The organism is Mycolicibacterium nivoides, assembly GCF_003855255.1.
In the GTDB taxonomy this organism is placed as follows: Bacteria; Actinomycetota; Actinomycetes; order Mycobacteriales; family Mycobacteriaceae; genus Mycobacterium; species Mycobacterium nivoides.
The window spans coordinates 3,757,975-3,782,000 of the sequence record NZ_CP034072.1 but is presented as its reverse complement, the minus strand read 5'-3'; the positions used below and the strand labels follow the sequence as shown (position 1 = coordinate 3,782,000).

General features: G+C 66.3%; 24 protein-coding genes. 12 read left to right on the top strand and 12 right to left on the bottom strand.

What is annotated here, in order from left to right; genetic code table 11:
• Genes EH231_RS18595 through EH231_RS18575 form a run of 5 tightly spaced genes read right to left on the bottom strand, consistent with a single transcriptional unit; the run spans nucleotide 1 to nucleotide 4,218 of the window.
• Nucleotides 1-207, bottom strand: coding sequence for a ferredoxin Fdx (locus EH231_RS18595; protein WP_044520550.1), 207 nt, complete (start codon nucleotides 205-207; stop codon nucleotides 1-3).
• Nucleotides 208-213: 6 nt separating this feature from the next.
• Complete coding sequence (locus EH231_RS18590) at nucleotides 214-1,572, bottom strand: lanosterol 14-alpha demethylase (protein WP_090426514.1); 1,359 nt, start codon at nucleotides 1,570-1,572, stop codon at nucleotides 214-216.
• Nucleotides 1,569-2,396 carry an SDR family oxidoreductase gene (locus tag EH231_RS18585; RefSeq protein WP_090426535.1) on the bottom strand — a complete coding sequence of 276 codons (828 nt, stop codon included), beginning with the start codon at nucleotides 2,394-2,396 and terminating at the stop codon, nucleotides 1,569-1,571. The genes EH231_RS18590 and EH231_RS18585 overlap by 4 nt, the downstream gene beginning before the upstream one ends.
• An 11-nt stretch (nucleotides 2,397-2,407) precedes the next feature.
• Nucleotides 2,408-3,610: a cytochrome P450 gene (locus tag EH231_RS18580; protein WP_124713041.1), complete on the bottom strand. Its 1,203-nt coding sequence runs from the start codon at nucleotides 3,608-3,610 to the stop codon at nucleotides 2,408-2,410.
• Entirely contained in the window at nucleotides 3,607-4,218 is a 612-nt protein-coding gene (locus EH231_RS18575; RefSeq protein ID WP_090426540.1) for a TetR family transcriptional regulator, read from the bottom strand. The genes EH231_RS18580 and EH231_RS18575 overlap by 4 nt, the downstream gene beginning before the upstream one ends.
• A gap of 188 nt (nucleotides 4,219-4,406) precedes the next feature.
• Here EH231_RS18575 and EH231_RS18570 point away from each other — a divergent pair, with 188 nt between their 5' ends.
• The 5 genes from EH231_RS18570 to EH231_RS18550 are packed head-to-tail and all read left to right on the top strand — an operon-like array spanning nucleotide 4,407 to nucleotide 9,176.
• On the top strand, nucleotides 4,407-5,876 hold the full coding sequence (locus tag EH231_RS18570) for an aldehyde dehydrogenase (protein WP_090426543.1): 1,470 nt from the start codon (nucleotides 4,407-4,409) through the stop codon (nucleotides 5,874-5,876).
• 19 nt (nucleotides 5,877-5,895) lie between these two features.
• Entirely contained in the window at nucleotides 5,896-6,648 is a 753-nt protein-coding gene (locus EH231_RS18565; RefSeq protein WP_044520542.1) for an SDR family oxidoreductase, read from the top strand.
• Complete coding sequence (locus EH231_RS18560) at nucleotides 6,645-7,505, top strand: NAD(P)-dependent oxidoreductase (RefSeq protein ID WP_124713040.1); 861 nt, start codon at nucleotides 6,645-6,647, stop codon at nucleotides 7,503-7,505. The genes EH231_RS18565 and EH231_RS18560 overlap by 4 nt, the downstream gene beginning before the upstream one ends.
• Nucleotides 7,506-7,516: 11 nt before the next feature.
• Nucleotides 7,517-7,960 (top strand): carboxymuconolactone decarboxylase family protein, encoded by a 444-nt coding sequence (locus tag EH231_RS18555; RefSeq protein WP_039325318.1) that lies wholly within the window; start codon nucleotides 7,517-7,519, stop codon nucleotides 7,958-7,960.
• On the top strand, nucleotides 7,950-9,176 hold the full coding sequence (locus EH231_RS18550) for a hypothetical protein (RefSeq protein WP_124713039.1): 1,227 nt from the start codon (nucleotides 7,950-7,952) through the stop codon (nucleotides 9,174-9,176). Before EH231_RS18555 ends, EH231_RS18550 begins: the two co-directional genes overlap by 11 nt.
• 87 nt (nucleotides 9,177-9,263) lie before the next feature.
• Here EH231_RS18550 and EH231_RS18545 read toward each other — a convergent pair whose 3' ends face one another.
• Together EH231_RS18545 and EH231_RS18540 are read right to left on the bottom strand one after the other, a co-directional pair.
• Complete coding sequence (locus tag EH231_RS18545; RefSeq protein ID WP_090426551.1) at nucleotides 9,264-9,623, bottom strand: hypothetical protein; 360 nt, start codon at nucleotides 9,621-9,623, stop codon at nucleotides 9,264-9,266.
• Between the two features lie 99 nt (nucleotides 9,624-9,722).
• Nucleotides 9,723-10,940, bottom strand: a complete 1,218-nt coding sequence (locus EH231_RS18540; RefSeq protein WP_124713038.1) for a DUF6973 domain-containing protein — start codon at nucleotides 10,938-10,940, stop codon at nucleotides 9,723-9,725.
• A gap of 119 nt (nucleotides 10,941-11,059) precedes the next feature.
• On the opposite strand from EH231_RS18540, the gene EH231_RS18535 reads away from it, so the two are divergent.
• Nucleotides 11,060-11,755, top strand: coding sequence for a M15 family metallopeptidase (locus EH231_RS18535; protein WP_124713037.1), 696 nt, complete (start codon nucleotides 11,060-11,062; stop codon nucleotides 11,753-11,755).
• Between the two features lie 14 nt (nucleotides 11,756-11,769).
• Here the strand turns inward: EH231_RS18535 and EH231_RS18530 are convergent, their stop codons facing one another.
• Nucleotides 11,770-12,399, bottom strand: a complete 630-nt coding sequence (locus EH231_RS18530) for a TetR/AcrR family transcriptional regulator (RefSeq protein WP_124713036.1) — start codon at nucleotides 12,397-12,399, stop codon at nucleotides 11,770-11,772.
• A gap of 38 nt (nucleotides 12,400-12,437) precedes the next feature.
• Nucleotides 12,438-13,670, bottom strand: a complete 1,233-nt coding sequence (locus EH231_RS18525; protein ID WP_205266093.1) for a cytochrome P450 — start codon at nucleotides 13,668-13,670, stop codon at nucleotides 12,438-12,440.
• A gap of 109 nt (nucleotides 13,671-13,779) precedes the next feature.
• Here EH231_RS18525 and purD point away from each other — a divergent pair, with 109 nt between their 5' ends.
• Nucleotides 13,780-15,048, top strand: coding sequence for a phosphoribosylamine--glycine ligase (purD, locus tag EH231_RS18520; protein ID WP_090426565.1), 1,269 nt, complete (start codon nucleotides 13,780-13,782; stop codon nucleotides 15,046-15,048).
• Here the strand turns inward: purD and EH231_RS18515 are convergent.
• Nucleotides 15,045-15,878 (bottom strand): alpha/beta hydrolase, encoded by an 834-nt coding sequence (locus EH231_RS18515; RefSeq protein ID WP_090428677.1) that lies wholly within the window; start codon nucleotides 15,876-15,878, stop codon nucleotides 15,045-15,047. The genes purD and EH231_RS18515 overlap by 4 nt on opposite strands.
• 126 nt (nucleotides 15,879-16,004) lie before the next feature.
• On the opposite strand from EH231_RS18515, the gene EH231_RS18510 reads away from it, so the two are divergent.
• Entirely contained in the window at nucleotides 16,005-16,643 is a 639-nt protein-coding gene (locus EH231_RS18510; protein ID WP_164480942.1) for a TetR/AcrR family transcriptional regulator, read from the top strand.
• A 10-nt stretch (nucleotides 16,644-16,653) separates the two neighbouring features.
• Nucleotides 16,654-18,093, top strand: coding sequence for an APC family permease (locus EH231_RS18505; protein WP_090426568.1), 1,440 nt, complete (start codon nucleotides 16,654-16,656; stop codon nucleotides 18,091-18,093).
• On the opposite strand, the gene relZ is transcribed toward EH231_RS18505, so the two are convergent.
• The gene (gene relZ / locus EH231_RS18500; protein ID WP_124713034.1) at nucleotides 18,090-19,817 is read right to left on the bottom strand and encodes a bifunctional ribonuclease/(p)ppGpp synthase; all 1,728 of its coding nucleotides are present in this window, start codon (nucleotides 19,815-19,817) and stop codon (nucleotides 18,090-18,092) included. The genes EH231_RS18505 and relZ overlap by 4 nt on opposite strands.
• Nucleotides 19,818-19,867: 50 nt before the next feature.
• On the opposite strand from relZ, the gene purB reads away from it, so the two are divergent.
• From purB to EH231_RS18485, 3 genes are read left to right on the top strand one after another with little or no spacing between them, the layout of a single operon-like run.
• On the top strand, nucleotides 19,868-21,286 hold the full coding sequence (gene purB, locus EH231_RS18495; protein ID WP_044521869.1) for an adenylosuccinate lyase: 1,419 nt from the start codon (nucleotides 19,868-19,870) through the stop codon (nucleotides 21,284-21,286).
• A gap of 2 nt (nucleotides 21,287-21,288) precedes the next feature.
• Nucleotides 21,289-22,506 carry a cytochrome P450 gene (locus EH231_RS18490; protein WP_124714313.1) on the top strand — a complete coding sequence of 406 codons (1,218 nt, stop codon included), beginning with the start codon at nucleotides 21,289-21,291 and terminating at the stop codon, nucleotides 22,504-22,506.
• 31 nt (nucleotides 22,507-22,537) lie between these two features.
• Complete coding sequence (locus tag EH231_RS18485) at nucleotides 22,538-23,137, top strand: DUF1707 SHOCT-like domain-containing protein (protein WP_090426574.1); 600 nt, start codon at nucleotides 22,538-22,540, stop codon at nucleotides 23,135-23,137.
• Here EH231_RS18485 and EH231_RS18480 read toward each other — a convergent pair.
• Complete coding sequence (locus EH231_RS18480; protein ID WP_124713033.1) at nucleotides 23,082-23,981, bottom strand: type IV toxin-antitoxin system AbiEi family antitoxin domain-containing protein; 900 nt, start codon at nucleotides 23,979-23,981, stop codon at nucleotides 23,082-23,084. The two genes, EH231_RS18485 and EH231_RS18480, sit on opposite strands and share 56 nt — an antisense overlap.
• Nucleotides 23,982-24,026 lie beyond the last annotated feature (45 nt).

The following is a 24,026-nucleotide window of genomic DNA, read 5'->3' as shown; positions in this document are numbered from 1 at the left end:
TCATTCCTTCTCTGTGATGGATAGAGCGCGGGTGGGACACATATCGACGGCCATCTCCACGGCATCGCGGAGTTCGTCGGGGGGTTCGGAATCGAGGATCTCGACGACGCCACGCTTGGGCACCCGGAAGACGTCGGGCGCCTCCAGCTCGCACATGGCGTGGCCCTGGCAGAGGTCCTCGTCGAGTTCGACACGGTAGCAACCCATTTGGGGTCAGTCCTTCACGCGCTTGCGGTAGCGGACCTTGGCGGGCCGGGCCAACTGCACGACCATCTTGGAGTGGTCGTTCTGGTAGGTCTCGGGCGGCTGTGCCATCTCGAACTCGTACTCGCGCAACAGCACCGAGAAGATCGCCTTGATCTGCATCTGGGCGAACGCCGCACCGACACAGCGGTGCCGGCCCGCGCCGAACGGGATCCAGGTCCACCGGTTGACCAGATCCTCCTGGCGGGGCTTGACATAGCGGTCGGGGTCGAAGGCGTCCGGGTTGGGAAAGTCCTCGGGGATGCGGTTGGAGATCGCCGGCGAGGCCGCCACCATCTGGCCCTTGTGGATCGGGTGGCCCGCGACCTCGAACTCGTCCTGGGCCACGCGCATCAGGATGATCAGCGGCGGGTGCAAGCGCAGGGTCTCCTTGAGCGCGTTGTCAATGTTCGGAATCTGGCGCAGCGCATGGAAACTCACCTCCTGACCGTCGGCATAGAGCTCGTCGAGCTCGTTCTGCACCTTGGCGTAGAAATCGGGATTGCGCAGCAGCTCGATCAGCGTCCAGCTGGAGGTGCCCGAGCTGGTGTGGTGGCCGGCGAACATCAGCGAGATGAACATGCCGGTCACCTCGTTGGCCGAGAATCGCGGATTGCCCTCCTCGTCCTTGATCGACACCAGGACGTCGAGCAGGTCACGATCGCTCTTGTCGGTGGGCGGGTTGGCGATCCGGCCGTTCATGACCTCCTGCACCAACTCGACCAGGTTGGCCCGGGCCTCGTCGCGGATGCGGAAGCTCTCGATCGGCAGGTAGGGGTCGACATAGCAGAGCGGATCGGTCCCGCGCTCGAGCAGGTGGTAGTAGTTCGCGAACCGGGAGTCGAGCTGGTTGCGGAACTTGAGGCCGATCAGGCAGGCCGTCGAGGTGTAGATGGTCAGCTCGGCGAAGAACTCCAGCAGATCGATCTCTCCGCTGTCGCCCCAGTTCTCGATCATGCGGCGGACCTCGTTCTCGATGGTCGCCGCGTGGCCCTTCATCTGCTCACCGCGTAACGCGGTGTTGTGCAGCATCTCGGCCCGTCGCTCCGGGTCGGCGTCGAACACCACGCCCTCACCGAAGATCGGGGTCATGAACGGGTAGGCCTCGGCCTGGTTGAGTTCGCTGTCGGTGGAACGGAAGAAGAACTCGTTGGCCTCCGCGCCGGACAGCAGGATCACCTGCTTGTCCGCGAGCTGAAACCAGCCGGCGTCGCCGCATTCGTTGCGGATTCGCCACATCAACCCGATCGGATCGGTGCGGAACTCCTCGAGGTGGCCGTGCTCCTCCTCGCCACCGGAGACGCGCTGTACTTCCTTGGTTATCGTCACTGCTCCGGCATCCCTTCTTCGCCCAGGGCGAGCTTCTGGCGGTCCTTGACATCGGCCAGCGGAGCCTCGGGCTGGAGTTCCATGTTTGCGATGAAGCCGCCGCGGGGTGTCTCGGCGACAAAGGTGATGGCCCGCGCGAGATCGTCCGCGCGCAGGAAGTAGTCGTGGCGCGCCTGGCCCCACTTGGCCCAGTCCTCGAGCGCTGGACCGATCAGCTCGGCCGGCAGGCTCCAGCCCATCGAGGTCTTGGTCGGACCGGGATGCACGATCGACGCGCGCACTCCCGTCCCTTCCAGCTCCATCTGGTAGTTGGTCACCATCGCCACCAGGGCGGCCTTGGCGGCGCCGTAGGCGCCCATGTGCGGCCGCTGACGCAGTGCCACATCGGATCCGACGAAGATCAGGTCGCCGCGCTGCCGTTCGATCATCCCGGGTAGTACGGCGGTGGCCACCCGGTTGGCGCCAACCAGGTGGATCTGGATCTGGGACTCGAACTGCTCGGTGCTGATCGAGTCGAGCTTGCCGAAGTACGTGTCGCCGGCGCCGGCGACCAGCACCTCGATCTCGCCGAGTTCAGAGGTGGTCTGCTCGACAGCGGCCTTGACCGAGTCGGGGTCGGTCACGTCCAGGTGCACCGCGATGGCCTCGCCGCCGTTGGCGCGGATCTTCTCCACGATCTCCTGGAGCTTCTCCACCCGGCGGGCGCCGAGTGCGACGGGAAACCCGTTGGCGGCGAGCCTGATCGCGGTGGCCTCGCCGATGCCTGAGGAGGCACCGGCGACCAGGGCGGGACGACGGTCAGGTAGGGGGGCAAAACGAGGCATGCAGCGGCCTTTCAGCGGAGCTGGACGGTAATCGGAAGATGTGCGAATCCACGGACACTGCTGGAGTGGACGCGGACGGCGTTGGCCTCGTCGACCTCGTATCCGCGGATTCGCTTGAACAACTCGGTCAGTGCCACCCGGGCCTCCATGCGCGCCAGGTGCGCGCCGAGGCAGAAGTGGGCACCACTGCCGAAACTCACCAGTTTGGCACCGATCTCGCGATCGATCCGGTACTCGTCGGGATTCTCGAAGACCCGTTCGTCGCGGTTCGCCGAGCCGATCAGCAGCACCAGCACATCCCCCGCGGGGACCGTGGTGTCGTAGTACGTCAGGTCCTCGGTGACCAGCCGGGCCAGGATCTGGCTGGAGGCGTCATAGCGCAGGGTCTCCTCGACCCACGGCACGACCAGGTCGTGGTTGTCGAAGACCGGGGCCAGCTGGCCCGGGTTCTTGTGGCCCCAATAGGCAGCGTTGGCAAGCAGTTTGGTGGTGGTCTCGTTGCCTGCGACCACCATCAGGAACAGGAACGCCATGATCTCGTCGTCGGTGAGCCGGTCGCCGTCGATCTCAGCCTCGACAAGTGCCGAGGTCAGATCGTCGGTGAGCCGCTTGCGCCGCTGTTTGACCATGTCGGCGTAGTAGACCAGCAGCTCACCCGAGGCCGCGATGGCCGATTCGGGCACGTCGGCGACGCCGTCCTCGCGGTGCATGACCCCGTCGGCCAGCGCGCGGATCCGGACCCGGTCCTCGTCGGGTACACCCATGAGCTCGGAGATGACGTCCATCGGCAGCTTGCCCGCGAAGTCGTCGACATAGTCGAAAGTGGTGCTCTGCAGGGCCGCGTCCAGATGCTGGTGGGCGATCTCGGTGACCCGGCCCTCCAGTTCGCGGATGCGCCGCGGGGTGAAGCCCTTGGACACCAGCGTGCGCAGCCGCAGGTGGCCCGGATCGTCGAGGGCCAGGAACGACATGACGCGATGTGCTTCGTCGTTGCGCGAGATCGGGTCGAGGGACACACCGTGCTTGTTGGACAGTGTGACGCTGTTGCGGAAGCCGGCGACCACGTCCTTGTGCCGGGACAGCGCCCAGAACTTGAGCTCTTCGTTGTGATAGATCGGGGCCTCGTCACGCAACCGCTTGTAGTACGGGTACGGATCCTCGTGGAAGTCATAGTCGTACGGGTCGAAGATCAGCTCGACTGCATTCAAGGTCATTTGTCCTCTCCCAGGACGAGTCCGACGACGTAGGTCAATCGGTCGGCGATCTGGTGGTAGGTGAAAGCGCCGCTGCCGGCATTGACCAGCGCGCCGAAGAACGTCATCTCGAGGGCGGAGACGATGCGGGAATCGGCATCCGGCCCGACGGCCGATCGGATGCGCTTGTGGATCTCGGCGCCGATGCGGTCACGCACCTTGCGCACCGCCGGATCGGTGCCGCCGCCGAGCAGGGCTGTGGTGCAGGCGGCCGCCACCTCGGGTTCGTCGGCGACAACCAGGGCCAGCGCGCGTAGTGCCTTGTCGACGCGGGTGGTCCTGGAGTCGTTCACGTCGGTGAAGTACGGGCATCGGCTGACCAGATCCAGGTACATCTCGGCGATCAGGTGGTTCTTCGACGAGAAGTACGTGTAGGCCGTGGCAGGTGCGACCCCGGCGCGTGCGGCGACCGCACGCACCGTCAGATCGGCGTAGGAGGACTCCCGCAACATCTCGGTTCCGGCGGTCAGGACCTTGCGGAAGGTCTCTTCCTGCCGGCGGTTGCGCGGGGCCTCCTTGTCTGGCTCCGGAGCTGGTTCTGTGACTGCGGACACCGCATCGCTGGACACATGTCCAAGTTATCCGACGATGTCGAGGTTGGGCAAGTGTGGATCGCGAAAGACCACAATGAACTGCGAATTCTGGCGTCGAATGAGGCGTGATGAGGTGCGCCCTTGCGGCTCGACGTCGTCTGCGGCTATCGTTCGAGACGAGACAGCCGGACAGTTGTCCAGAATTCGTGAAGTGGAGTTCACCAATGCCGGTACTGGCCGATCGCCAGAGTCAACTGCTTATCGACGGCAAGCTCGTCGCCGGGGGCGGCGGAGTGTTCGAGACCGTCAACCCCGCCACCGAGGAGGTGCTCGGCGTTGCCGCCGACGCCGACGCCGAGGACATGGGCAATGCCATTAACGCCGCGCGTCGGGCATTTGATGACACCGACTGGTCGACGAACACCGCGCTCCGGGTGCGCTGCCTGCGGCAGCTGCGCGATGCATTACGCGAAAACATCGAGGAACTGCGGGAATTGACCATCGCCGAGGTGGGGGCCCCGCGCATGCTGACCGCAGGCGCGCAGCTGGAAGGCCCGATCGACGATCTGGCCTACTCGGCCGACACCGCCGAGAACTACGAGTGGACAACCGATCTCGGTTACGCCACCCCGCAGGGCATCCCGACCAACCGCAAGATCGCGCGGGAGGCGGTCGGCGTCGTCGGGGCGATCACCCCGTGGAACTTCCCCCACCAGATCAACCTGGCCAAGGTCGGCCCGGCCCTGGCCGCGGGTAACACGCTGATCCTCAAGCCGGCCCCGGACACCCCGTGGGTGGCTGCGGCCGTCGGCCAGATCATCGCCGAGCAGACCGACTTCCCGGCCGGCGTGATCAACATCGTCACCTCCAACGACCACGCTGTGGGCGCGCTGCTGTCCAAAGACCCCCGGGTGGACATGGTTTCGTTCACGGGTTCGACCGCGACCGGTCGGGCCGTCATGACCGATGCGGCGCTCACGCTCAAGAAGGTGTTCCTTGAGTTGGGTGGCAAGTCGGCCTTCCTGGTACTCGATGACGCCGACCTGGCCGGGGCCTGCTCGATGGCGGCCTTCACGGTTGCCATGCACGCCGGTCAGGGTTGCGCGATCACCACCCGTTTGGTGGTGCCGCGGGCCCGCTACGACGAGGCTGTCGAGGCGGCCGCGGCGACCCTGGGTGGCATCAAGCCCGGCGACCCGAACAGCAAGCGCACGGTGTGCGGCCCGCTGATCTCTGCCCGTCAGCGCGACCGGGTGCAGTCCTACCTGGACCTCGCTCTGCAGGAGGGCGGCCGGTTCGCGTGCGGCGGTGGGCGTCCCGCGGACTTGGACACCGGGTTCTTCATCGAGCCGACAGTGATCGCCGGCCTGGACAACAACGCCCGGGTGTCCCGCGAGGAGATCTTCGGGCCCGTGCTGACCGTCATCGCCCACGATGGTGACGACGACGCAGTGCGGATCGCCAACGACTCGCCGTACGGCCTGTCCGGCACCGTGTTCTCCGGCGACGACGCCCGTGCGCAGGCGGTGGCGGCGCGGATGCGCGTCGGCACCGTCAACGTCAACGGCGGCATCTGGTACTCGGCCGATGCCCCGTTCGGCGGCTACAAGCAGTCCGGAATCGGCCGCGAGATGGGCGTGGCCGGCTTCGAGGAATACACCGAAATCAAGTGCGTCGCGACGCTCGCGAACTAGACGACTGAGGAGATTTTCGATGGGACAGTTCGACAACAAGGTGGCCATCGTCACCGGGGCCGGTGGCGGTATCGGCCAGGCCTACGCAGAGGCGCTGGCGCGCGAGGGTGCCGCGGTCGTGGTGGCCGACATCAACACCGAAGGGGCTGCGAAGGTCGCCGACGGCATCAAGGGTGAGGGCGGCAACGCGCTCGCGGTGCGGGTCGACGTCTCCGACATCGACTCGGCCAAGGACATGGCGGCGCAGGCTCTTTCGGAGTTCGGCGGCATCGACTACCTGGTCAACAACGCCGCGATCTTCGGTGGCATGAAGCTCGACTTCCTGCTCACCGTCGACTGGGACTACTACAAGAAGTTCATGAGCGTGAACCTCGACGGCGCGCTGGTGTGCACCCGCGCGGTGTACCGCAAGATGGCCAAGCGTGGCGGCGGCGCGATCGTCAACCAGTCCTCGACCGCGGCCTGGCTCTACGCCAACTACTACGGCCTGGCCAAAGTCGGCATCAACGGCCTGACCCAGCAGCTGTCGCGGGAGCTGGGCGGCCAGAACATCCGCATCAATGCCATTGCGCCCGGTCCGATCGACACCGAGGCCAACCGCACCACCACCCCGCAGGAGATGGTCGCCGACATCGTCAAGGGAATCCCGTTGTCCCGCATGGGCCAGCCGGAGGACCTGGTCGGCATGTGCCTGTTCCTGCTGAGCGATCAGGCCAAGTGGATCACCGGCCAGATCTTCAACGTCGACGGCGGACAGATCATCCGGTCATGACTCAGCAGCGATACGGCTACATCGGCCTGGGCAACATGGGTGCCCCCATGGCCAAGCGCCTGGCCGAATGGCCGGGCGGGTTCACGGTATTCGATGTGCGCGCCGAATCCATGGAGCCTTTCGCGGAGCTCGGCGCGACACTGGCGGCCGACGTCACAGGTGTCGCTGACGCGGACATCATCAGCATCACGGTGCTCAACGACGAGCAGGTGCGTTCGGTGATCAGTCAGCTTGCGCCTGCGTTGGAAAAAGAAGGCAAGCCGGACACCGTGATCGTGATCCATTCGACGATCAGCGACACCACCGCGGCCGAACTCGCCGAGCAGTACCGCCCGCAGGGCATCCACATCGTCGACGCCCCGGTCAGCGGGGGCGGTGCGGCGGCCGAGAAGGGTGAGCTGGCCATCATGGTCGGTGCCGAACGGCCGGTCTACGAGCGGATCAAGCCGGCGCTCAAGCAGTTCGGCTCGATGGTGATCCACGCCGGCGAGCCGGGTGCCGGCACCCGGATGAAGCTGGCCCGCAACATGCTGACCTTCACGTCCTACGCCGCGGCGTGCGAGGCGATGAAGCTGGCCGAGGCGGCCGGGTTGGACCTGGGTGCGCTGGGCCGGGTGGTGCGTCATACCGATGCGCTGACCAGCGGGCCGGGCGCCATCATCGTCCGCGACAACATGGCCGAGCTGACCCCGGATCACTGGCTCTACGACGCGTTCACCCACACCCGCGGCCTGGGTGAAAAGGACCTGAGCCTGGCCATCGGCCTGGGCGACGTTGTGGGAGTGGATCTTCCGTTGGCGCAGGTGGCCCTGCAGCGGCTCGCTGACGGCCTCGGCGTACCGCACAAGAACGATTAGGAGAGCTTTCGATGGACGAGTTGCGTGCCAAGGGCCTGGCCAAGATGAACGAGGTCTACGGCTGGGAGATGCCGAACATCGAGGGTGATCCGTACTTCGATCTCACCGTCGACCACCTGTTCGGCACCATCTGGACCAAGCCCGGACTGTCGATGCGTGAGAAGCGGCTGATGACGTTGTCCGCGGTGACCGCCGTCGGCTCGCAGGATCTCGCCGAGATCCAGGTGAACGCCGCGCTGCTCAACGGTGAGTTCACCGAGGAAGAGCTCAAGGACATCGCCATTTTCCTCACCCAGTACCTCGGTTTCCCGCTCGGGTCCGGGCTCAACGGAACCGTGTCCAAGGTCGTGGCCAAGCGCCGCAAGGCCGCCGAGAAGGGGCTTGACGAGGACCGGCGCGCCAATGTGAACGCGGCAGTCAAGATGAACACCGGGAGCGAGCTCGATGACAAGTAGGTACGCCTCGCTGACCCACGACCAGCTGGTCAAGCTGGTACCCGAGCTGCTGCTCATGGGCCAGATGATCGACCGGTCCGGGATGGCCTGGTGCATCAGCAATTTCGGCCGGCCTGAGATGCTGCAGATCGCCATCGAGGAGTGGGCGGCGTCCAGCCCGATCTACACCAGGCGGATGCAGAAGGCGCTCAAGTACGAGGGCGTCGACGTCATCACGATCTTCAAGGGCTTGCAGCTCGACATCGGCGCCCCGCCCCAATTCATGGATTTCCGCTACACGGTTCATGATCGCTGGCACGGCGAGTTCCACCTCGATCACTGCGGGGCGCTGCTCGACGTCGAGCCGATGGGCGAGGATTACGTGCGTGGTATGTGCCACGACATCGAGGACCCGACCTTTGATGCCACCGCGCTGGCCACCAACCGTAAGTGCCAGGTGCGTCCGATTCACCGGCCGCCCCGGACCCCGGCAGACCGTCAGCCGCACTGCGCCTGGACGGTGATCATCGACGAGTCGTACCCGGAGGTCGATGACATCCCGGCGCTCGACGTGATCGGCCGGAGCCAAGCTGCGCGAACGGTTCTGGACCCGATCGATCCCTCCGACGAGGGGGCATCCGACTATTCGGGGCCGCTGGTGTCGGACTTCGACTTCGCAGCGTTCTCGCACTCGGCGCTGGTCCGCATCGCCGACGAGGTGTGTCTGCAGATGCACCTGCTGAATCTGTCGTTCATTCTCGCGGTGGGGAAGCGGGCCGGTACGGACACCGCACTGGCCACCGAGATCTGCACCAAGCAGCTGATCGGCGTCGCCGGGTTGGGTGCTGAGCGCATTCGCCGGGCACTGGATCTGCCCGGTGGCATCGAAGGTGCGGTGCGGGTGCTCGAGTTGCATCCGCTGCTCAATCCTTCGGCATACGTCGATGCCGAGTTCGGCCCTGACACGGTGTCGGTGCGGCGCTCGCCGGCGCACGAGGACGGCTCCTGGGTGGCGCTGACCGGGCCCGCCGAGACCCGGCCTCTGGAGGCTGTCGTCGCTGCGGTCAACCCGCACTTGTCGGTCGAGGTGATCGGTTCCGACACGGAGTGGACGGCTCGGGTGATCGAAACCGAGACCGCGGCAAAGGAATTCGATGAGGTCGCGGTGACGAAGTTCAGCGGTGGCGCGTCGTTCGTGTTCGAGCCGCGGAAGTCGTTGCCGTTGACTGTGGTCTGAGTTGTGTCCGGCTGTCGCTGGCGATACGTATGGGTCTCAACTGTGGTACTACCTGCGGTACTACAGTTGAAACCCGCGCATGTGTTGCTAGCTCGCAGGCACCGTCACTATCAGATAGCCGCCGCCTTGCGGATCCAACATCGCATCCGCAGCAAAACTGACACGGTGATCTTCACCGCGTAGATAGTCGCCGGGGATACCGACAGCTTTGACCGGCTTTCCGTTGTCCTCGAAGACTAAGAGGCTGGCCTTGGACTGGAAGAAGTCACTCTTGATGACCGGCGCTCCGACGGTTTCTTCGATGAAACCCCGCTCTGTGTATTCGTGAAACAGGTGGACCTCATCCCAGTTCCATGACGTGTAATCGCTGAGTTGGCCCTTGGTACTGGTCTCTACGAGATTGGCCAAGCCGTCATTCATCCGCTGATCGTTGTAATCAACGTCCATCGATTGCCTCATAGCTTGCCTTACCACGTCGCAACTCGTCACGAAAAAGCACAGCATCACCGCACTGAGTGCGACGCAGATTGTTGATGGCCTGACCACTCAATACCCTCCTGCAGATGTTCCGTAGCCTCCCGGCTCGCCAGGATCGTAGACGCCACCGGGGCCAGCGCCAGTCGGATTCGGCGCTTGCCCCGGCACCGTGGATCTCGACGTCGTGCCCGCTCCACCCTCGGGGACTGTATCGCTCCAAGCGAGCCTATCGCCGCCAGCGTTCGGTGCTACGACAACGGTGTCACCGTTGTTGACTGCTCGTTCGACGAGGTCTGCGAGCTCCGCCGGTGTGGCTTCGGGATGGGCCGTGGCGATGTTTCTGCCGACCTCGTTGTTGTACAGGTCCATTGCTTCGGCGGTGGCGGGATTGCCCGGCAGCCGTTCGTGAGCGGTTGCGAAATCGCGCGTCCATGCCTCGCCAAATCTTTGTGTCATCAACGCGTTCCAGTACGCGTGCCGGAACGCATCGGTGTGATTGTCGGCCGTATCGTTGGGGCCGTTTTGCGGAGGGAAGCGGGCTTTGGCTTCAGCCTCGGCTGCTTTCTTGGTTTGGTTGAGATCCCAGAGTGCGGCCGGGCTGAGGTTCTCCAACATCCGCGCTTCGGTAGCGGTGACGTGCATCGGTTCGGTTGCCATGTTGAGCGGCCACCCTGGCTCCCAGTCGAGTGCGCCGTCAGGATCCTCGTCGACCTGGTACTTGCGCTTGAGCTCGTCGAGCGGATCAACCGGCGGGGGATCGCCTTCCGGCGACTCCGGCACACCGGCGCCGGCCTTCTCACCCGCAATCGCGTCGTATTCCTTGCGGATGTCCTCGATGCGTCGACCGATGTCATCCATCTCTCCGGTCGATTGCGTGATGACGTCGTTGATCTGGCCGATGCCCTTGCTGGCGAGGATCACCCGCATGATCTCGCCGGTCTTGCCGGGCGGGATCGACGCGTCCATGCTGGTCACCCAACTCTGGGTTTGCTCGAGATCCTGCCGACCGGCGCTGACCACCTCGGCGGCCCGGCTGACTTCGGCGGCCATGCGCTGGTCGAGGTTGGCGAGCTTGCCGTATACGGCCGCGTGCTCGGCGTTCTTCGCCGCGTAGGCCTGCGAGGCTGTGCCCTGCCATCGTTCGTCGGGCGCTGCGGACTCGATGGTCGATTGCATCTGGCGCAGGTGCGCACTGCCGTTGAACGAGTCACCCGTTGTCGGGGCACCATCGCCGAACGTGGTGCGCGCCTGCGACCACGTCCTATAGAAGGCGTCGAGTGCCCCCACGGCTCACCCCCGGCTGGATCGAGGTCTCAAGTCTATGTCCCGGCAAACCCCATCGAGGGCGCAAATTCTTCGCCCGGGCTGACGGTGGGCCTGCCAGTTCCGCGATCTACAGTCGCGGGGTGGGCATCGCAACCGTCCGGATATGTGCCCTGGTGGTGGGCCTGTTCACCGGGTGCACGGCGGCGTGTGCCGGTGGTTCGCCGGAATCGGGGCGGGCACCGGAAACTGTCTCCGCCGCACCGCAGAGCGCGCAGCCCGAGCAACCCGCGCAGGTTCAGTCCGTGGACGCGGCCGCGCTGGGCGCCACCTGGCGGCCGGGATGCCCCGTGCCTCCCGCCGCGCTTCGCCGAATCACCCTGTCCTATTTCGGTTTTGACGGCCGATCGCACCGCGGTGAGTTGGTGGTGAACCGTGATGCGGTCAGCGACGTGATCACGATCTTCGCGGAGTTGTATTCGGCACGATTCCCGATCGAGAAGATGCACACGGTGGACAACTATCCGCGCGCCGAGGACGAGCTGTCGATGCAGGACAACAACACCTCGGCCTTCAATTGCCGGCAGTTGCCGAGTGGAGCCTGGTCCCTGCACGCCTACGGCCGTGCGGTCGACATCAACCCGTTGATCAACCCGTATATCTCGGCCTCCGGTGACTTGCAGCCCGCCACCGCGCGGGCGTATCTGGACCGCGCCCGCACCGATCAGGGGATGATCCGCGACGGTGACGTGGTGGTGCGGGCCTTCGCCGGGCATGGCTGGAAGTGGGGTGGGAACTGGCGTGACCCGGTCGACTACCAGCATTTCGAACGACGCTGACGTTCTATGCTGGTCTAGTTCCCGGCCGACGGCCTCGCGGACGCCAGATGTCCGCTCACCACTGCTGAGCCCACCCAGCGTCGCAGATAGCTGCGCAACGCTTCGCCGGTGCGAGGCGGGCGCCCCGGGTCGATCACGAAGGACTGGATGATTCGCAGCAGATGCTCGGCGAGCTCGTCGAGTTCGGCGTCGGTGTAGCCGAGGCCGGCCCAATCGACGTCGAACTTGCGCAGCAGGGCGCGGGCAAAATCGACCGCGACATCAGAGGTCACGGACTCGGTGTGTGCATCGGCGCGACCAGGGGCGATCAGCAAACCGATGTGCTTGTCCTCGGGCAGCCACTCCAGCGCAATCGCGATGCCCTCGGCGGCCGCCTCCACCGGGTCCGTAACCCCCTGCAGATGGGCGGCCACCCGGTCCAGGAAGTCGCTGGCCGCGTGTACCGCCGACTCCACCAGCAGGGCGTCGGTGCTGGGGAAATAGCGGTACACGGTCTGGCGGGTGACGCCGAGGGTGCGGGCTACGTCGGCGATCGAGAAGTCCGCGCCCCGCTCGTCGATCGCCTTGCCGGCCGCGGCCAGGATCCGGGCAATCGCCTCTTCGTCGGTGGCCGGCGCCGAGCCGGCCCACCCGTGCGTTCGCATGGGCGAATCTTAGAACAACGGGCGAATCGCCCCGCCCGTCAACCGTGGTAGGAGACCGGCAGATCCTTGACGCCGTTGATCCACCCGGACCGGAGCCGTTGCGGCTCGGCCAGTTTGGTGATGTCGGGGATCTGGTCGGCGATCTCGTTGAACATCAGCTTGATCTCCATCCGCGCCAGGTTGGCGCCGATGCAGTAGTGCGCGCCGTTGCCGCCGAACGCCAGGTGCGGGTTGGGGTTGCGCAGGATGTCGAAGGTGAACGGCGAGTCGAAGACTTCTTCGTCGTAGTTGGCCGAGCTGTAGAACAGGCCGACGCGCTGCCCGGCCTTCACGGTGACATCGCCGATCTGGGTGTCGACCAGGGCGGTGCGCTGGAAGCAGTGCACCGGGGTGGCCCAGCGGATGATCTCGTCGACCGCGGTCTCCGGGCGTTCGCGCTTGAAAAGCTCCCACTGGTCCGGGTTTTCGAGGAATGCGTTCATGCCGTGGGTCATGGCGTTGCGGGTGGTCTCGTTGCCGGCCACGGCCAGCAGGATCACGAAGAACGCGAACTCCACGTCCGTAATGCCGCCGCCTTCATCCCCCATGTCGGCCTGCACGAGTCGGGTCACGATGTCGTCGGCCGGACATTGACGCCGCCGCTCGGCCATGGTGTAGGCGTAGCCCATCAGTTCGGCGTTGGCCATCGTCGGATCGGCGTCGAAATCCGGATCGTCGGTGTTCATGATGGCGTTGGTCCAGTGGAAGAGCTTCTCCCGGTCTTCCTCGGGGACGCCGATCAGGTCCGCGATGGCCAGCAGTGGCAGGCTCATCGCGACGTCGTCGACGAAATTGCCGCTGTCCTTCTTGGCCGCCGCGGCCACGATGTCGCGGGCCGCCACGGCCAGTTTCTCCTCCAGCGCTGCCACCGAGCGCGGTGTGAACAGTCGCGACACCAGCTTGCGCAACCGGGTGTGCTCGGGGGCGTCGTGGTTGATCAGCAGTGCCTTGGTGAGGTCGAGTTGTTCGGAGGTCACCCCTTCGGGCAGGCGCATCACGGCACCCTTGGCGTTGGTCGACCACACGGCGCCGCCGTCGCGGGAGATGGTCTTGATGTCCTCGTGGCGGGTGATCACCCAGTAGCCGCCGTCATTGAAGATCGATTCGTCCTGCTCGTTCCACCACACCGGAGCGGTTTTGCGCAGTTCGGCGAACTCACGCACCGGGATTCCGCGGAGCAGGACGTCGGGATCGGTGAAGTCGTAACCGGCGCCGAACGGGCAGGCATTCATGGTGGTCAAGCCGGATCATCTCCTCGTGTGACGGCGAGCACATTCCTTGGTTCGACCATACACTGTGGCGTCAAGTGTATGGCCGAAGGTTTCCCGCTACGCTACGACCGTGCGCGTCCTCGTTATCGGATCCGGTGCCCGTGAACACGCTCTGCTGCTGGCCCTGCGCCGCGATCCGCAGGTCGAGGAGTTGGCGGTGGCACCGGGCAACGCCGGCACCCAGTCCATTGCCGATCAGTACGACGTCGACATCACCTCCGGTGAGGCCGTGGTCAAGCTGGCCCAGCGCCTCCAGAGCGACCTCGTGGTGATCGGTCCCGAGGTTCCGCTGGTACTCGGCGTGGCCGACGCCGTGCGCGCCGCGGGAATCGCCTGCTTCGGCGCGAGCAAGGACGCCGCCCGCATCGAGGGCTCGAAGGCCTTCGCCAAGGACGTCATGGCCGCGGCCGGGGTGCGTACCGCGAGCAGCGAGATCGTCGACAACCCGGCTCGCCTCGACGCCGCGCTGGACCGTTTCGGTCCGCCCGCCGGCCAGGCCGCGTGGGTGGTCAAGGACGACGGTCTGGCCGCAGGCAAGGGGGTGGTGGTCAGCGCCGATCGCGACGCCGCCCGCGCCCATGCCGCCAGCTTGCTCGACTCCGGGCACCCGGTGCTGCTTGAGTCGTTCCTGGACGGTCCCGAGGTGTCGCTGTTCTGTGTGGTCGACGGCGCCACGGTGGTGCCGCTGCTGCCCGCGCAGGACTTCAAGCGGGTCGGCGACGGAGACACCGGGCCGAACACCGGCGGGATGGGTGCGTACGCCCCGTTGCCCTGGCTGCCGGACTCGGTGAAGAACCAGATCGTCGACGAGGTGGTCAAACCCGTTGCGGCGGAACTGGTTGCGCGTGGCAGCTCGTTCTCGGGCCTGCTCTACGCAGGTTTGGCGATCACCTCGAACGGTCCGGCGGTGGTGGAGTTCAACTGCCGCTTCGGTGACCCGGAAACGCAATCGGTTCTGGCCCTGCTTGATTCACCGCTGGGGCAACTGCTGAACGCCGCGGCCACCGGCGAGCTCGCCTCATTCGGCGACCTGCAGTGGCAGGACGGCTACGCCGTGGCGGTCGTGGTGGCCGCGGAGAACTACCCGGGCCGGCCGCGCGTCGGCGACGTCATTCACGGATCGGAAGCCGATGGTGTGCTGCACGCCGGCACCGCGCGCCGCGAGGACGGTGAGGTGGTGTCCTCGGGCGGTCGCGTGCTCTCGGTGGTCGGCACCGGAGCGGACCTGCCTGCCGCACGTGAGGCGGCCTACGCGCTCGTCAAGTCGATCCGGTTGCCGGGCAGCCACTTCCGCAGCGACATCGGTCTGGCCGCCGCCGAAGGGCGCATCACCCTCTAGGCGACCAGCAGTGGAGCCATCCAGGTGATCTCGGCGGGCAGCTGCGAACTCCAGAAGCTGCCGTCATGCCCGCCGGGGGAGAAGCCGCCGGCCGGGGGATTGGGCAGCTCGGCGATGAACTGCTTGGTGGCCGAATAGAACGGATCGCTGTTGCCGCAATCGATCCGGATCGGGATCGACCCCAGCGCGGGCTGACTCCAGACACTGTTGGCGGCGTAGTCCGCCGCGCTGTCGAAGGCCCCGGGTGCGGCGGCCCCTGAGGATGTCCAGAGCGCCGGACTGACCGCGCAGATCGCCGCGGTGCGCGCAGGTCCGAGCCGCGAGCCCAGCAGCAGGGCGCCGTAACCGCCCATCGACCAGCCCAGGAACCCCACCCGCGAGGTGTCCAGGCCCTGATCGCCGAGCATCGGAATCAGCTCGTCGAGCACCATCGCGCCCGAATCCTCACCGGATGCGCGTTTGTGCCAATAACTTCCGCCGCCGTCGACCGCGACCACCGCGAACGGCGGCAGCCCGGCCGCCACCGCCTCGGCGAGACCCTGTTCCACCCCGCCGGCCATCACTCCGGCCGCATCCTGTCCTTTGCCGTGCAGGGCGATCACCGGGCGGAGTTTGCCAGTCTGGCCCGGTGGGCGCGCGATCGCCCAGTTGGTGTTCGTCCCGCCACGCGCGGCCGATACGAACGAGCCACTGGTGAACGTCGGGGCGGCCGCAGGGCTGGCCGGTGAGACAGGGGCGGAGGCGAGGGCTACAGCACCGGCGGCGCCGGCAGCCGCACCGACGCCGAGGCGCAGGACTGCGCGACGGGTCAAGTTGGGCATGCGGGCCATCTTGCCATCGCCCGACAATGGCATCGGCCAGTGGCATTCCCGTGGCATTGCCGACGCGCCGGAAAAACCTGAGCAAAGCCTGATGATTGACCGAAAGCCCGATGTGCAGGGGGCCCGGCTGGCAGCATGTGGAAGGTGACGGCAGCGGTCACTCCCAAAGGGGAGCGTAGGCGGTACGCCCTCGTCAGGGCGGCCGCTGAGTTGCTTTGCGAGGGCGGTTTCGACGCCGTCCGGCATCGTGCCGTGGCGCGCCGCGCCGGCCTCCCGCTGGCCTCGACGACGTACTACTTCTCCTCACTGGACGACCTCATCGCCAAGGCTGTCGAGTACATCGGAACCCGAGAAGCCGAACAACTCAGCGCCGGTGTGGCTGCGCTGTCGCGGCGGCGCCGGGGGGCCGAATCGACCGCCGACGTCCTCGTCGATTTGTTGCTCGGGGAGTCCCCGGAGCGGCACGGAACGGAGGAGTTGATCTCGCGCTACGAGCGCTACATCGCCTGCGCCCGCCAGCCCGGGCTGCGCGATGTTCAGCGCCGCATACTGCAACAGCGCACCGACGCTGTGGTCGAGGTGGTGGAACGCTCGGGCCGCTCGGTGCGGGCCGAACTGGTCACGGCCCTGGTGCGTGCGGTCGACGGGGCAGTCGTGGCATCGTTAGTCGACGAAGGGGAGGGGCCCAGAGCCAGTGCCCGCGCCACATTGATCGACGTCATCGACGTGCTGGCGCCCGTCGACGAACGGGCGGGTACGCGTCTGACCGGCTGAAGGAGGGGGAATGTCGCAACCCGCAACCGCGGAGGCGCCACAGCTCAAGCGGGTGATGGGGCCCGGACTGTTACTTCTGTTCGTCGTCGGTGACATCCTCGGCACGGGTGTCTACGCGCTGACCGGGCAGGTCGCCAAGGAGGTCGGCGGCGCCGCGTGGCTCCCGTTCCTGGCGGCGTTCCTGATCGCCACCATCACCGCGTTCAGCTATCTCGAGCTGGTCACCAAGTACCCGCAGGCTGCCGGCGCAGCGCTGTACGCGCACAAGGCATTTGGCATCCAGTTCGTCACCTTCCTGGTGGCCTTCGTGGTGATGTGCTCCGGAATCACTTCGGCCTCAACGGCTTCGCGCTTCTTCGCGATCAGCTTCTTCGACGCGGTCGAGGTGAACTTCGACCATATCTTCAGCTGGCAGCGGCTCGGCACGGTCGCGCTGGCGCTGCTGTTCATGGCATTGATCGCCACGGTGAATCTGCGAGGCGTCAGCGAGAGCGTCAAGCTCAACGTCTTTCTCACGTTCGTGGAGATCACCGGCCTGGTGATCGTCGTCGTGGTCGGACTGTGGGCCATCGTCAGCGGTGTCGACGTCGACTTCTCCCGGGTTGTCGCGTTCGACACGTCCGGGGAGAAGAACGCCTTCATCGCCGTCACCGCGGCGACATCGCTGGCGTTCTTCGCGATGGTCGGCTTCGAAGATTCGGTCAATATGGCCGAGGAAACCAAGGATCCGGTGCGGATCTTCCCCAAGGTGTTGTTGACGGGCCTCGGGATTGCCGGCCTCGTCTACGTCGTCGTGGCCATCATCGCCGTCGCGCTGGTACCGGTCGGGGAACTATCCGAGGCCGACTCGTCACCCCTGGTGAAGGTCATGGAGACGGCCGCACCCGGGCTCCCGTTCGCGAACATCCTGCCGATCATCTCGATGTTCGCGGTATCGAACACCGCGCTGATCAACATGCTGATGGCCAGTCGGCTGATCTACGGCATGGCCCGTCAGCATGTGCTGCCACCGGTGCTGGGCGCGGTGCACCCGAAGCGGCACACCCCCTGGGTGGCAATCGTGTTCACCACGCTCATCGCGTTCGGCCTGATCTTCTACGTGTCGGCGTTCGCGAGCGGAGATACGGTCGCGATCCTCGGTGGCACCACGTCGCTGTTGTTGCTCGCGGTCTTCTCGGTGGTCAACGTCGCGGTCCTGGTGCTGCGGCGTGATGTCCGGGAAGAGGGCGGGCACTTCAAGACTCCGACCGCACTGCCCGTCATCGGCTTCATCGCCTCGGTGTACCTGGTGCTGCCCACCTCGGGACGACCGCCGGAGCAGTACATTCTGGCGCTCGCCCTCATCGTCATCGGCGTCGTCCTGTTCGGCGTCACGATGCTGATCAATCGTCAACTGGGCATCCGTGGGCCAGGCATCACCGACCCAACCCACCTCGCCGACGCGCCCTAGGAATCTTTGCGCAGCTTTTCAATCCGGTTCTGCAGCAGAGCGATCCGGTGCGCATTTCCGTCCAGTTCGATATAGCGGTCTTCGAACACGGCCAACAACGCGTCGTCCAGGCGGCGCACCGCGCCCGGCGGGTACCGGTAGTCCATCAGCCGGTTTATCTCGTCGGTGTCCACTGAATCCAGCACGCTCGTCAGCGCGTCCAGTGAGGTGATGCCGAGCTCGAGCAGTAACCCTGAGATCCAGCCGTAGTGGTCCGTGCGCGACCAGCCGGCGTCGGGGAAGCGGTTGCCCAGGTAGGTGGCCAGCACCGGGGTGGCGATGCGCGCGTCCCTGGAAAACCCCGGGGACTCGTCCTCTCCCTCCCCTTCGGTCATGGTCTGCCGCAGCCGTTCCCGGATCTCGGTGAACTCGCGGTCGGCCAGCTCCAGCAGTCCGGCGGCCAGCGTGAACCGGCGGTCCAGTTCGCTGACGTGCTCGGCCGGTATCGAACCCTTGTACCGCACGTCATGCTCGAACTCGGCCCACGCGTGCTGCAGCACGGTACGGACCTGAATGGACGCCGGATACTGTTCGCCTTCGACCCCGAACAGCAGGTGCCGGCTCGCGTAGCCCCACCGGCCCTGACGGGCGGTCTGCAGACCCATGTCCTGGTCGTCGAGCAGCCGCATCTCCTCGGCCAGCAGATTGGCCACCGCGTCGACGTCCTCACGCAGATAGGTGATGACGCGCAGGCCCACCTGATCGGTGATCTCCACGAGTGGATCGGTGTACATCCGCGTGCCGTCGGCCGCACGGCGGTCGGCTTTCATGGCGAACGAATCGACGCTCTTGGTGCGGGCCGTGATGCTGAGGTAGTTGATGCCCGCCTCGTCGAGCAGGCTGGTGACCAGCTTGAGGTACTGCTCGGTGGCGGCCACCAGGTCCGGGCGCCGGGCAGCGTATTCGGCGACAGCCGTCGACGGCGCTGCCTCGCGGACCGGTGCGGGTCGAGGCCGCGGCAGGCGAGATGCGGGCAGGGACGGCGTGACGATGTAGCCCGAGTCGTAGTCGCCGTAGATCGTCACATCCTCGGGCCGGTGATACCAGTACAGCGCGATGTAGGCGCACAGCAGGGCGTCGACGGGGTCCTCGTCGCGGTCGAGTTGCCCGGGCCGGGTGGCGGCCTCGATCCGCTTGCGCAGTTCCACCCAGCTGACATTGCGGTTCGCCCGCAGCCGCGGCGTCGCTCCGTCGAGCTCCTCGATGAACGTCATCAGCCTCAGCAGTTCGCGCTGCCGGTCGCCGAACGTGCCGCGCTTGTATTTCAGGGTCTTGTCGAGTCCGAAGAGCACGACGCTCGCCGGGTGCGGATAGACCTCGATCGCGCGACGGTTGGACGGCGATGACGGATCCATGTCGAGGCCCAGAGCCGACGCGATACGCGCGCCACGGGGATGCTTGAACTCGGGTCGCTCGGTGAACGCCGGGCGTGCCCCGGCGTCGAACCGCTGGAAGTCCCGATTGAGATCCCGTTCGCACGGCCGGTGGCCCGTCGGGTTCTTCACGATCAGCGGCGCATCGATGGCAACCAGGCAGTCGCCGCTGACGTAAGGCTCTATGGCCGCGGCGATATCGTCGTCGTCCTGCGCCACACCGACGTGAAGGACCCGCCCACCGGAGTCGATGGCGGCCACGCCTGTCTGGTTCTTCTCGCCCCACGCGAGGTCGAGTCCGACGAAGTACATCCGTCCACTGTCTCATTGGTACCGCGGCCTGGGCCGTAAGCTGTGTGTTCGTGACGATCCCGAATGTTCTGGCAAACCGCTACGCCAGCGACGAAATGGTCGCGATCTGGTCGCCGGAGGCCAAGATCGTCGCCGAACGCCGACTCTGGCTCGCCGTGCTGCGCGCGCAGGCCGAGCTGGGCGTCCCGGTGCCCGACGGCGTGATCGACGACTACGAGCGGGTCCTGGAGAACGTCGACCTCGCCTCGATCGCGGCGCGCGAGCGGGTCACCCGCCACGACGTCAAGGCCCGCATCGAGGAGTTCAATGCGCTGGCCGGACACGAGCACGTCCACAAGGGCATGACCAGCCGCGACCTCACCGAGAATGTCGAACAGCTGCAGATCCGCAGCTCGCTTGAGCTGGTGTTCGCCCACGGCGTCGCGGTGGTGGCCCGGCTGGCCGAACGTTCCGTCGTATACCGCGATCTGGTGATGGCCGGCCGGTCGCACAATGTGGCGGCCCAGGCCACCACATTGGGCAAGCGGTTCGCCTCTGCCGCCGAAGAGACGCTGGTGGCCCTGACCCGGTTGCGTGAGCTGATCGACCGCTACCCGCTGCGCGGCATCAAAGGCCCGATGGGCACCGCCCAGGACATGCTCGACCTGTTCGACGGGGACACCTCCAAGCTCGCCGAGCTGGAACGGCGGGTCGCCCAATTCCTGGGATTCACAGAGGTTTTCACCAGCGTCGGGCAGGTGTACCCGCGTTCGCTGGACCACGATGTGCTCTCGGCGCTGGTGCAGGTGGGTGCCGGGCCGTCCTCGCTGGCGCACACCATCCGGCTGATGGCCGGCCACGAGCTGGTCACCGAAGGCTTCGCGCCCGGTCAGGTCGGCTCCTCGGCCATGCCGCACAAGATGAACACCCGGTCGTGTGAACGGGTCAACGGCCTGCAGGTGGTGCTGCGCGGCTACGCCTCGATGGCCGCCGAGCTGGCCGGTGCGCAGTGGAACGAGGGTGACGTGTTCTGCTCGGTGGTGCGCCGCGTGGCGCTGCCGGACGGGTTCTTCGCCATCGACGGGCAGACCGAGACCTTCCTGACCGTGCTCGACGAATTCGGCGCCTACCCGGCGGTGATCCAGCGGGAGCTGGACCGCTACCTGCCGTTCCTGGCCACCACCCGCATCCTGATCGCCGCGGTGCGCGCCGGCGTGGGCCGCGAAACCGCGCACGAGGTGATCAAGGAGCACGCCGTCGCCGTCGCACTGGACATGCGCGAGCGCGGTCTGGAGCCCGACCTGCTGGACCGCCTGGCAGCCGACCCGCGGCTGCCGCTGGACCGGGCGGCCCTGGAAGCCGCGCTGGCCGACAAGCAGGCCTTCACCGGGGCCGCCGGCGCCCAGGTCGACGGGGTCGTCGCGGCCGTCGATGAACTGGTCAGCCGATACCCCGAAGCCGCCAAGTACACCTCGGGCGCCATCTTGTGAGTTTGGCGGCCGACCTCACCGACCTGGACAACTTCGCTGCCGGTTTTCCGCACGAATTGTTCGCCGCGCACCGTCGCGAAGCCCCGGTGTACTGGCACTCGGCGACCGAACATACGCCGGATGGCGAAGGGTTCTGGTCGGTGGCCACCCACGCCGAAACCCTTGCGGTGCTGCGTGATGCGGAGACCTACTCCTCGGTGACCGGCGGCACCCGGCCCTACGGCGGCACGCTGCTGCAGGATCTGGCCATCGCCGGGCAGGTGCTCAACATGATGGACGACCCACGGCACTCCGAGATCCGCCGGCTGGTCAGCTCCGGGCTGACGCCACGGATGATCCGGCGGGTCGAAGACGATCTGCGGGCCCGGACGCGCCGGTTGCTCGACGGGGTGGTGGCCGGGGAACCGTTCGACTTCCTGGTGGACGTGGCCGCGGAGCTGCCCATGCAGATGATCTGCATACTGCTGGGAGTGCCTGAATCCGAACGGCATTGGCTGTTCCACGCGATAGAGCCGCAGTTCGACTTCGGAGGTTCGCGTTCTGCGGCCATGGCGCAGATGTCGGCCGAGGAGGCCGGCTCGCGGATGTACACCTACGGCCAGGAACTCATCGCCGCCAAACGTGCCGAGCCGACCGACGACATGCTCTCGGTGGTGGCCAACGCATTCCGCGATGATGAAGCCGCGGCGCTGTCTGATTTGGAGCTGTACCTGTTCTTCAGCCTGCTGTTCAGCGCCGGTGCCGAGACCACACGCAACTCAGTGGCGGGCGGGCTGCTGGCCCTGATCGAAAACCCTTCGCAGATGGCGTTGTTGCGTGACGATCTCAGCGAACTGCCCACGGCGATCGAGGAGATGGTGCGCTGGACCTCGCCGTCACCGTCCAAACGCCGCACCGCGACCAGAGCGGTGACGTTGGGCGGCTGTGACATCGAAGCCGGGCAGAAGGTGCAGGTCTGGGAAGGCTCGGCGAACCGGGACTCGCTGGTGTTCTCAGATCCCGACATCTTCGATATCACGCGTAAGCCCAACCCGCACTTGGGTTTCGGCTACGGAATCCACTACTGCCTGGGCGCCAACCTGGCCCGGCTGGAGTTGCGAGTGCTGTTCGAGGAAGTGCTTCAGCGGTTCTCGTCGGCACGTCTGGTCAAGCCCGTCGAATGGACCCGCAGCAACCGGCACACCGGTATCCGACATCTGGTGGTGGAGCTCGGGACGTGAACCCGGGGCGTCGTTCGCCTAACCTCGGGACATGGACTCAGGCCCGAACGACCATCTCCGAGTCTCAGACGCCGAGCGCGCGAAGGTGGGACAACTGCTCGAACGCGCGGTAGCCGAGGGCATGATCACCCTCGACGAGTTCAGCGAGCGCTACGACGCCGCACTGGCCGCCCGCACTCGCGGCGAGTTGGCCGCCGTGGTGGCGGACCTGCCGATTGCGCCGCCCTCGACGGTCCCGGCATCTCACCTGCCGGCAGCGGCGCCAGAGGAGCTGCGTGGCTGGATGTCCTCGATCGTGCGGCGCGGACAGTGGAGGGTGGCGCCGGCCCTGCACCTCAACACCCGGCTGTGCAGCACGACCCTCGACTTCAGCTCTGCGGTGCTGCCCGGGCCCGTGGTGGAGGTCGTCATCGACGACTACTGCAGCACGACGGAGCTCATCGTGCCCCCTTCGGCCACCGCCGATATGAATGCAGTCAACGCCATCGCCGGCAGCGCCACGGTCAAGGTCCGCACCAGCCCGCCGTCGGATCAGCTGCACCTCGTCGTGCGTGGCCGCGTGCGGATGGGTTCGGTCACCGTGCGGCACCCGTTCGGAAGCTGGCTGAAGCGCCTGAGCGGCACTCGATAGCGAAACGGATCTCGGCGGTCACCCGCTGCGGATACTCGGTCAGATCCAGCCAGGTGAATCGCAGCACCTGCCAGCCCATCAGCGCGATCTCGTTCTGCCTGACGCGGTCGTGCTGGAAAACCTCCTGGTCGCTGTGGAACGCCCAGCCGTCGGCCTCGATCGCGAGTTTGTGGGCGGGGAAGGCCACGTCGATCACGCATCGGCCCAGGCGGTAGTTGGCCTTCCATCCGGTGATCTGGGCTCCTCTGAGCAGCTTGATCAGCAGACGTTCGGCCTCGGAGCGCGCTCCGTCGGCCGCGGCGATGAGCAGCCTGCGGGCAGCGGGCGAGCCGTGCCTGCCCTTGTTGCGCAGATGCGCCCGCCACAGGTCGCGCAGTTCGGTGTGGCGCTGCAACGCGTTGTCCATGAGCTTGGCGCCGCCACCTCGCCGGGCCGCCGCTTCGACCACGGTCAGCGCTAGTGCGGTGACCCGCAGCCCGCGGCGTTCCACGATGTCAGTGGGGTCGAGATCGCGCCTGCGCAGACGGACGCCTTGTCGCTGCGGATGATGCCCCGTTCTCGGGATGGTGACCTCAACCGTGTCTGGCGGGTACTTCGTCACCTCGTGCCACCACGCGGCGGCCAGTCCGCTTGCGGCCGCATTCGGCCCCGCCGACCACACAGCAGCCCTGACCCGGGCTGATTCGGTGAATGGCCGATCGTCGGCGAAGTACACCCCTGGTGAGCAGCGCAGCCATTTCCCGGAACGGACTCTCCGGTTGACCGCGTCCTGGCTCAGTCCCGCCAGCTTGGCCTGCGCCAGGGTGATCACCCCGTCGTGGCCACGCAGATAGTCGTCGATCACGCAGTTTCGACGGTATGCCTCGTCAAACGGTTCCCGCTCGTGCGA

What these genes read in the sequence shown, in the direction of transcription:
- EH231_RS18595 (WP_044520550.1), bottom strand. Translation starts at nt 207, where the DNA reads ATGGGTTGCTACCGTGTCGAACTCGACGAGGACCTCTGCCAGGGCCAC.
- EH231_RS18585 (WP_090426535.1), bottom strand. Translation starts at nt 2,396, where the DNA reads ATGCCTCGTTTTGCCCCCCTACCTGACCGTCGTCCCGCCCTGGTCGCC.
- EH231_RS18580 (WP_124713041.1), bottom strand. Translation starts at nt 3,610, where the DNA reads ATGACCTTGAATGCAGTCGAGCTGATCTTCGACCCGTACGACTATGAC.
- EH231_RS18570 (WP_090426543.1), top strand. Translation starts at nt 4,407, where the DNA reads ATGCCGGTACTGGCCGATCGCCAGAGTCAACTGCTTATCGACGGCAAG.
- EH231_RS18565 (WP_044520542.1), top strand. Translation starts at nt 5,896, where the DNA reads ATGGGACAGTTCGACAACAAGGTGGCCATCGTCACCGGGGCCGGTGGC.
- EH231_RS18560 (WP_124713040.1), top strand. Translation starts at nt 6,645, where the DNA reads ATGACTCAGCAGCGATACGGCTACATCGGCCTGGGCAACATGGGTGCC.
- EH231_RS18555 (WP_039325318.1), top strand. Translation starts at nt 7,517, where the DNA reads ATGGACGAGTTGCGTGCCAAGGGCCTGGCCAAGATGAACGAGGTCTAC.
- EH231_RS18550 (WP_124713039.1), top strand. Translation starts at nt 7,950, where the DNA reads ATGACAAGTAGGTACGCCTCGCTGACCCACGACCAGCTGGTCAAGCTG.
- EH231_RS18545 (WP_090426551.1), bottom strand. Translation starts at nt 9,623, where the DNA reads ATGGACGTTGATTACAACGATCAGCGGATGAATGACGGCTTGGCCAAT.
- EH231_RS18530 (WP_124713036.1), bottom strand. Translation starts at nt 12,399, where the DNA reads ATGCGAACGCACGGGTGGGCCGGCTCGGCGCCGGCCACCGACGAAGAG.
- EH231_RS18525 (WP_205266093.1), bottom strand. Translation starts at nt 13,670, where the DNA reads ATGAATGCCTGCCCGTTCGGCGCCGGTTACGACTTCACCGATCCCGAC.
- EH231_RS18515 (WP_090428677.1), bottom strand. Translation starts at nt 15,878, where the DNA reads ATGGCCCGCATGCCCAACTTGACCCGTCGCGCAGTCCTGCGCCTCGGC.
- EH231_RS18510 (WP_164480942.1), top strand. Translation starts at nt 16,005, where the DNA reads ATGTGGAAGGTGACGGCAGCGGTCACTCCCAAAGGGGAGCGTAGGCGG.
- EH231_RS18505 (WP_090426568.1), top strand. Translation starts at nt 16,654, where the DNA reads ATGTCGCAACCCGCAACCGCGGAGGCGCCACAGCTCAAGCGGGTGATG.
- relZ (WP_124713034.1), bottom strand. Translation starts at nt 19,817, where the DNA reads ATGTACTTCGTCGGACTCGACCTCGCGTGGGGCGAGAAGAACCAGACA.
- EH231_RS18485 (WP_090426574.1), top strand. Translation starts at nt 22,538, where the DNA reads ATGGACTCAGGCCCGAACGACCATCTCCGAGTCTCAGACGCCGAGCGC.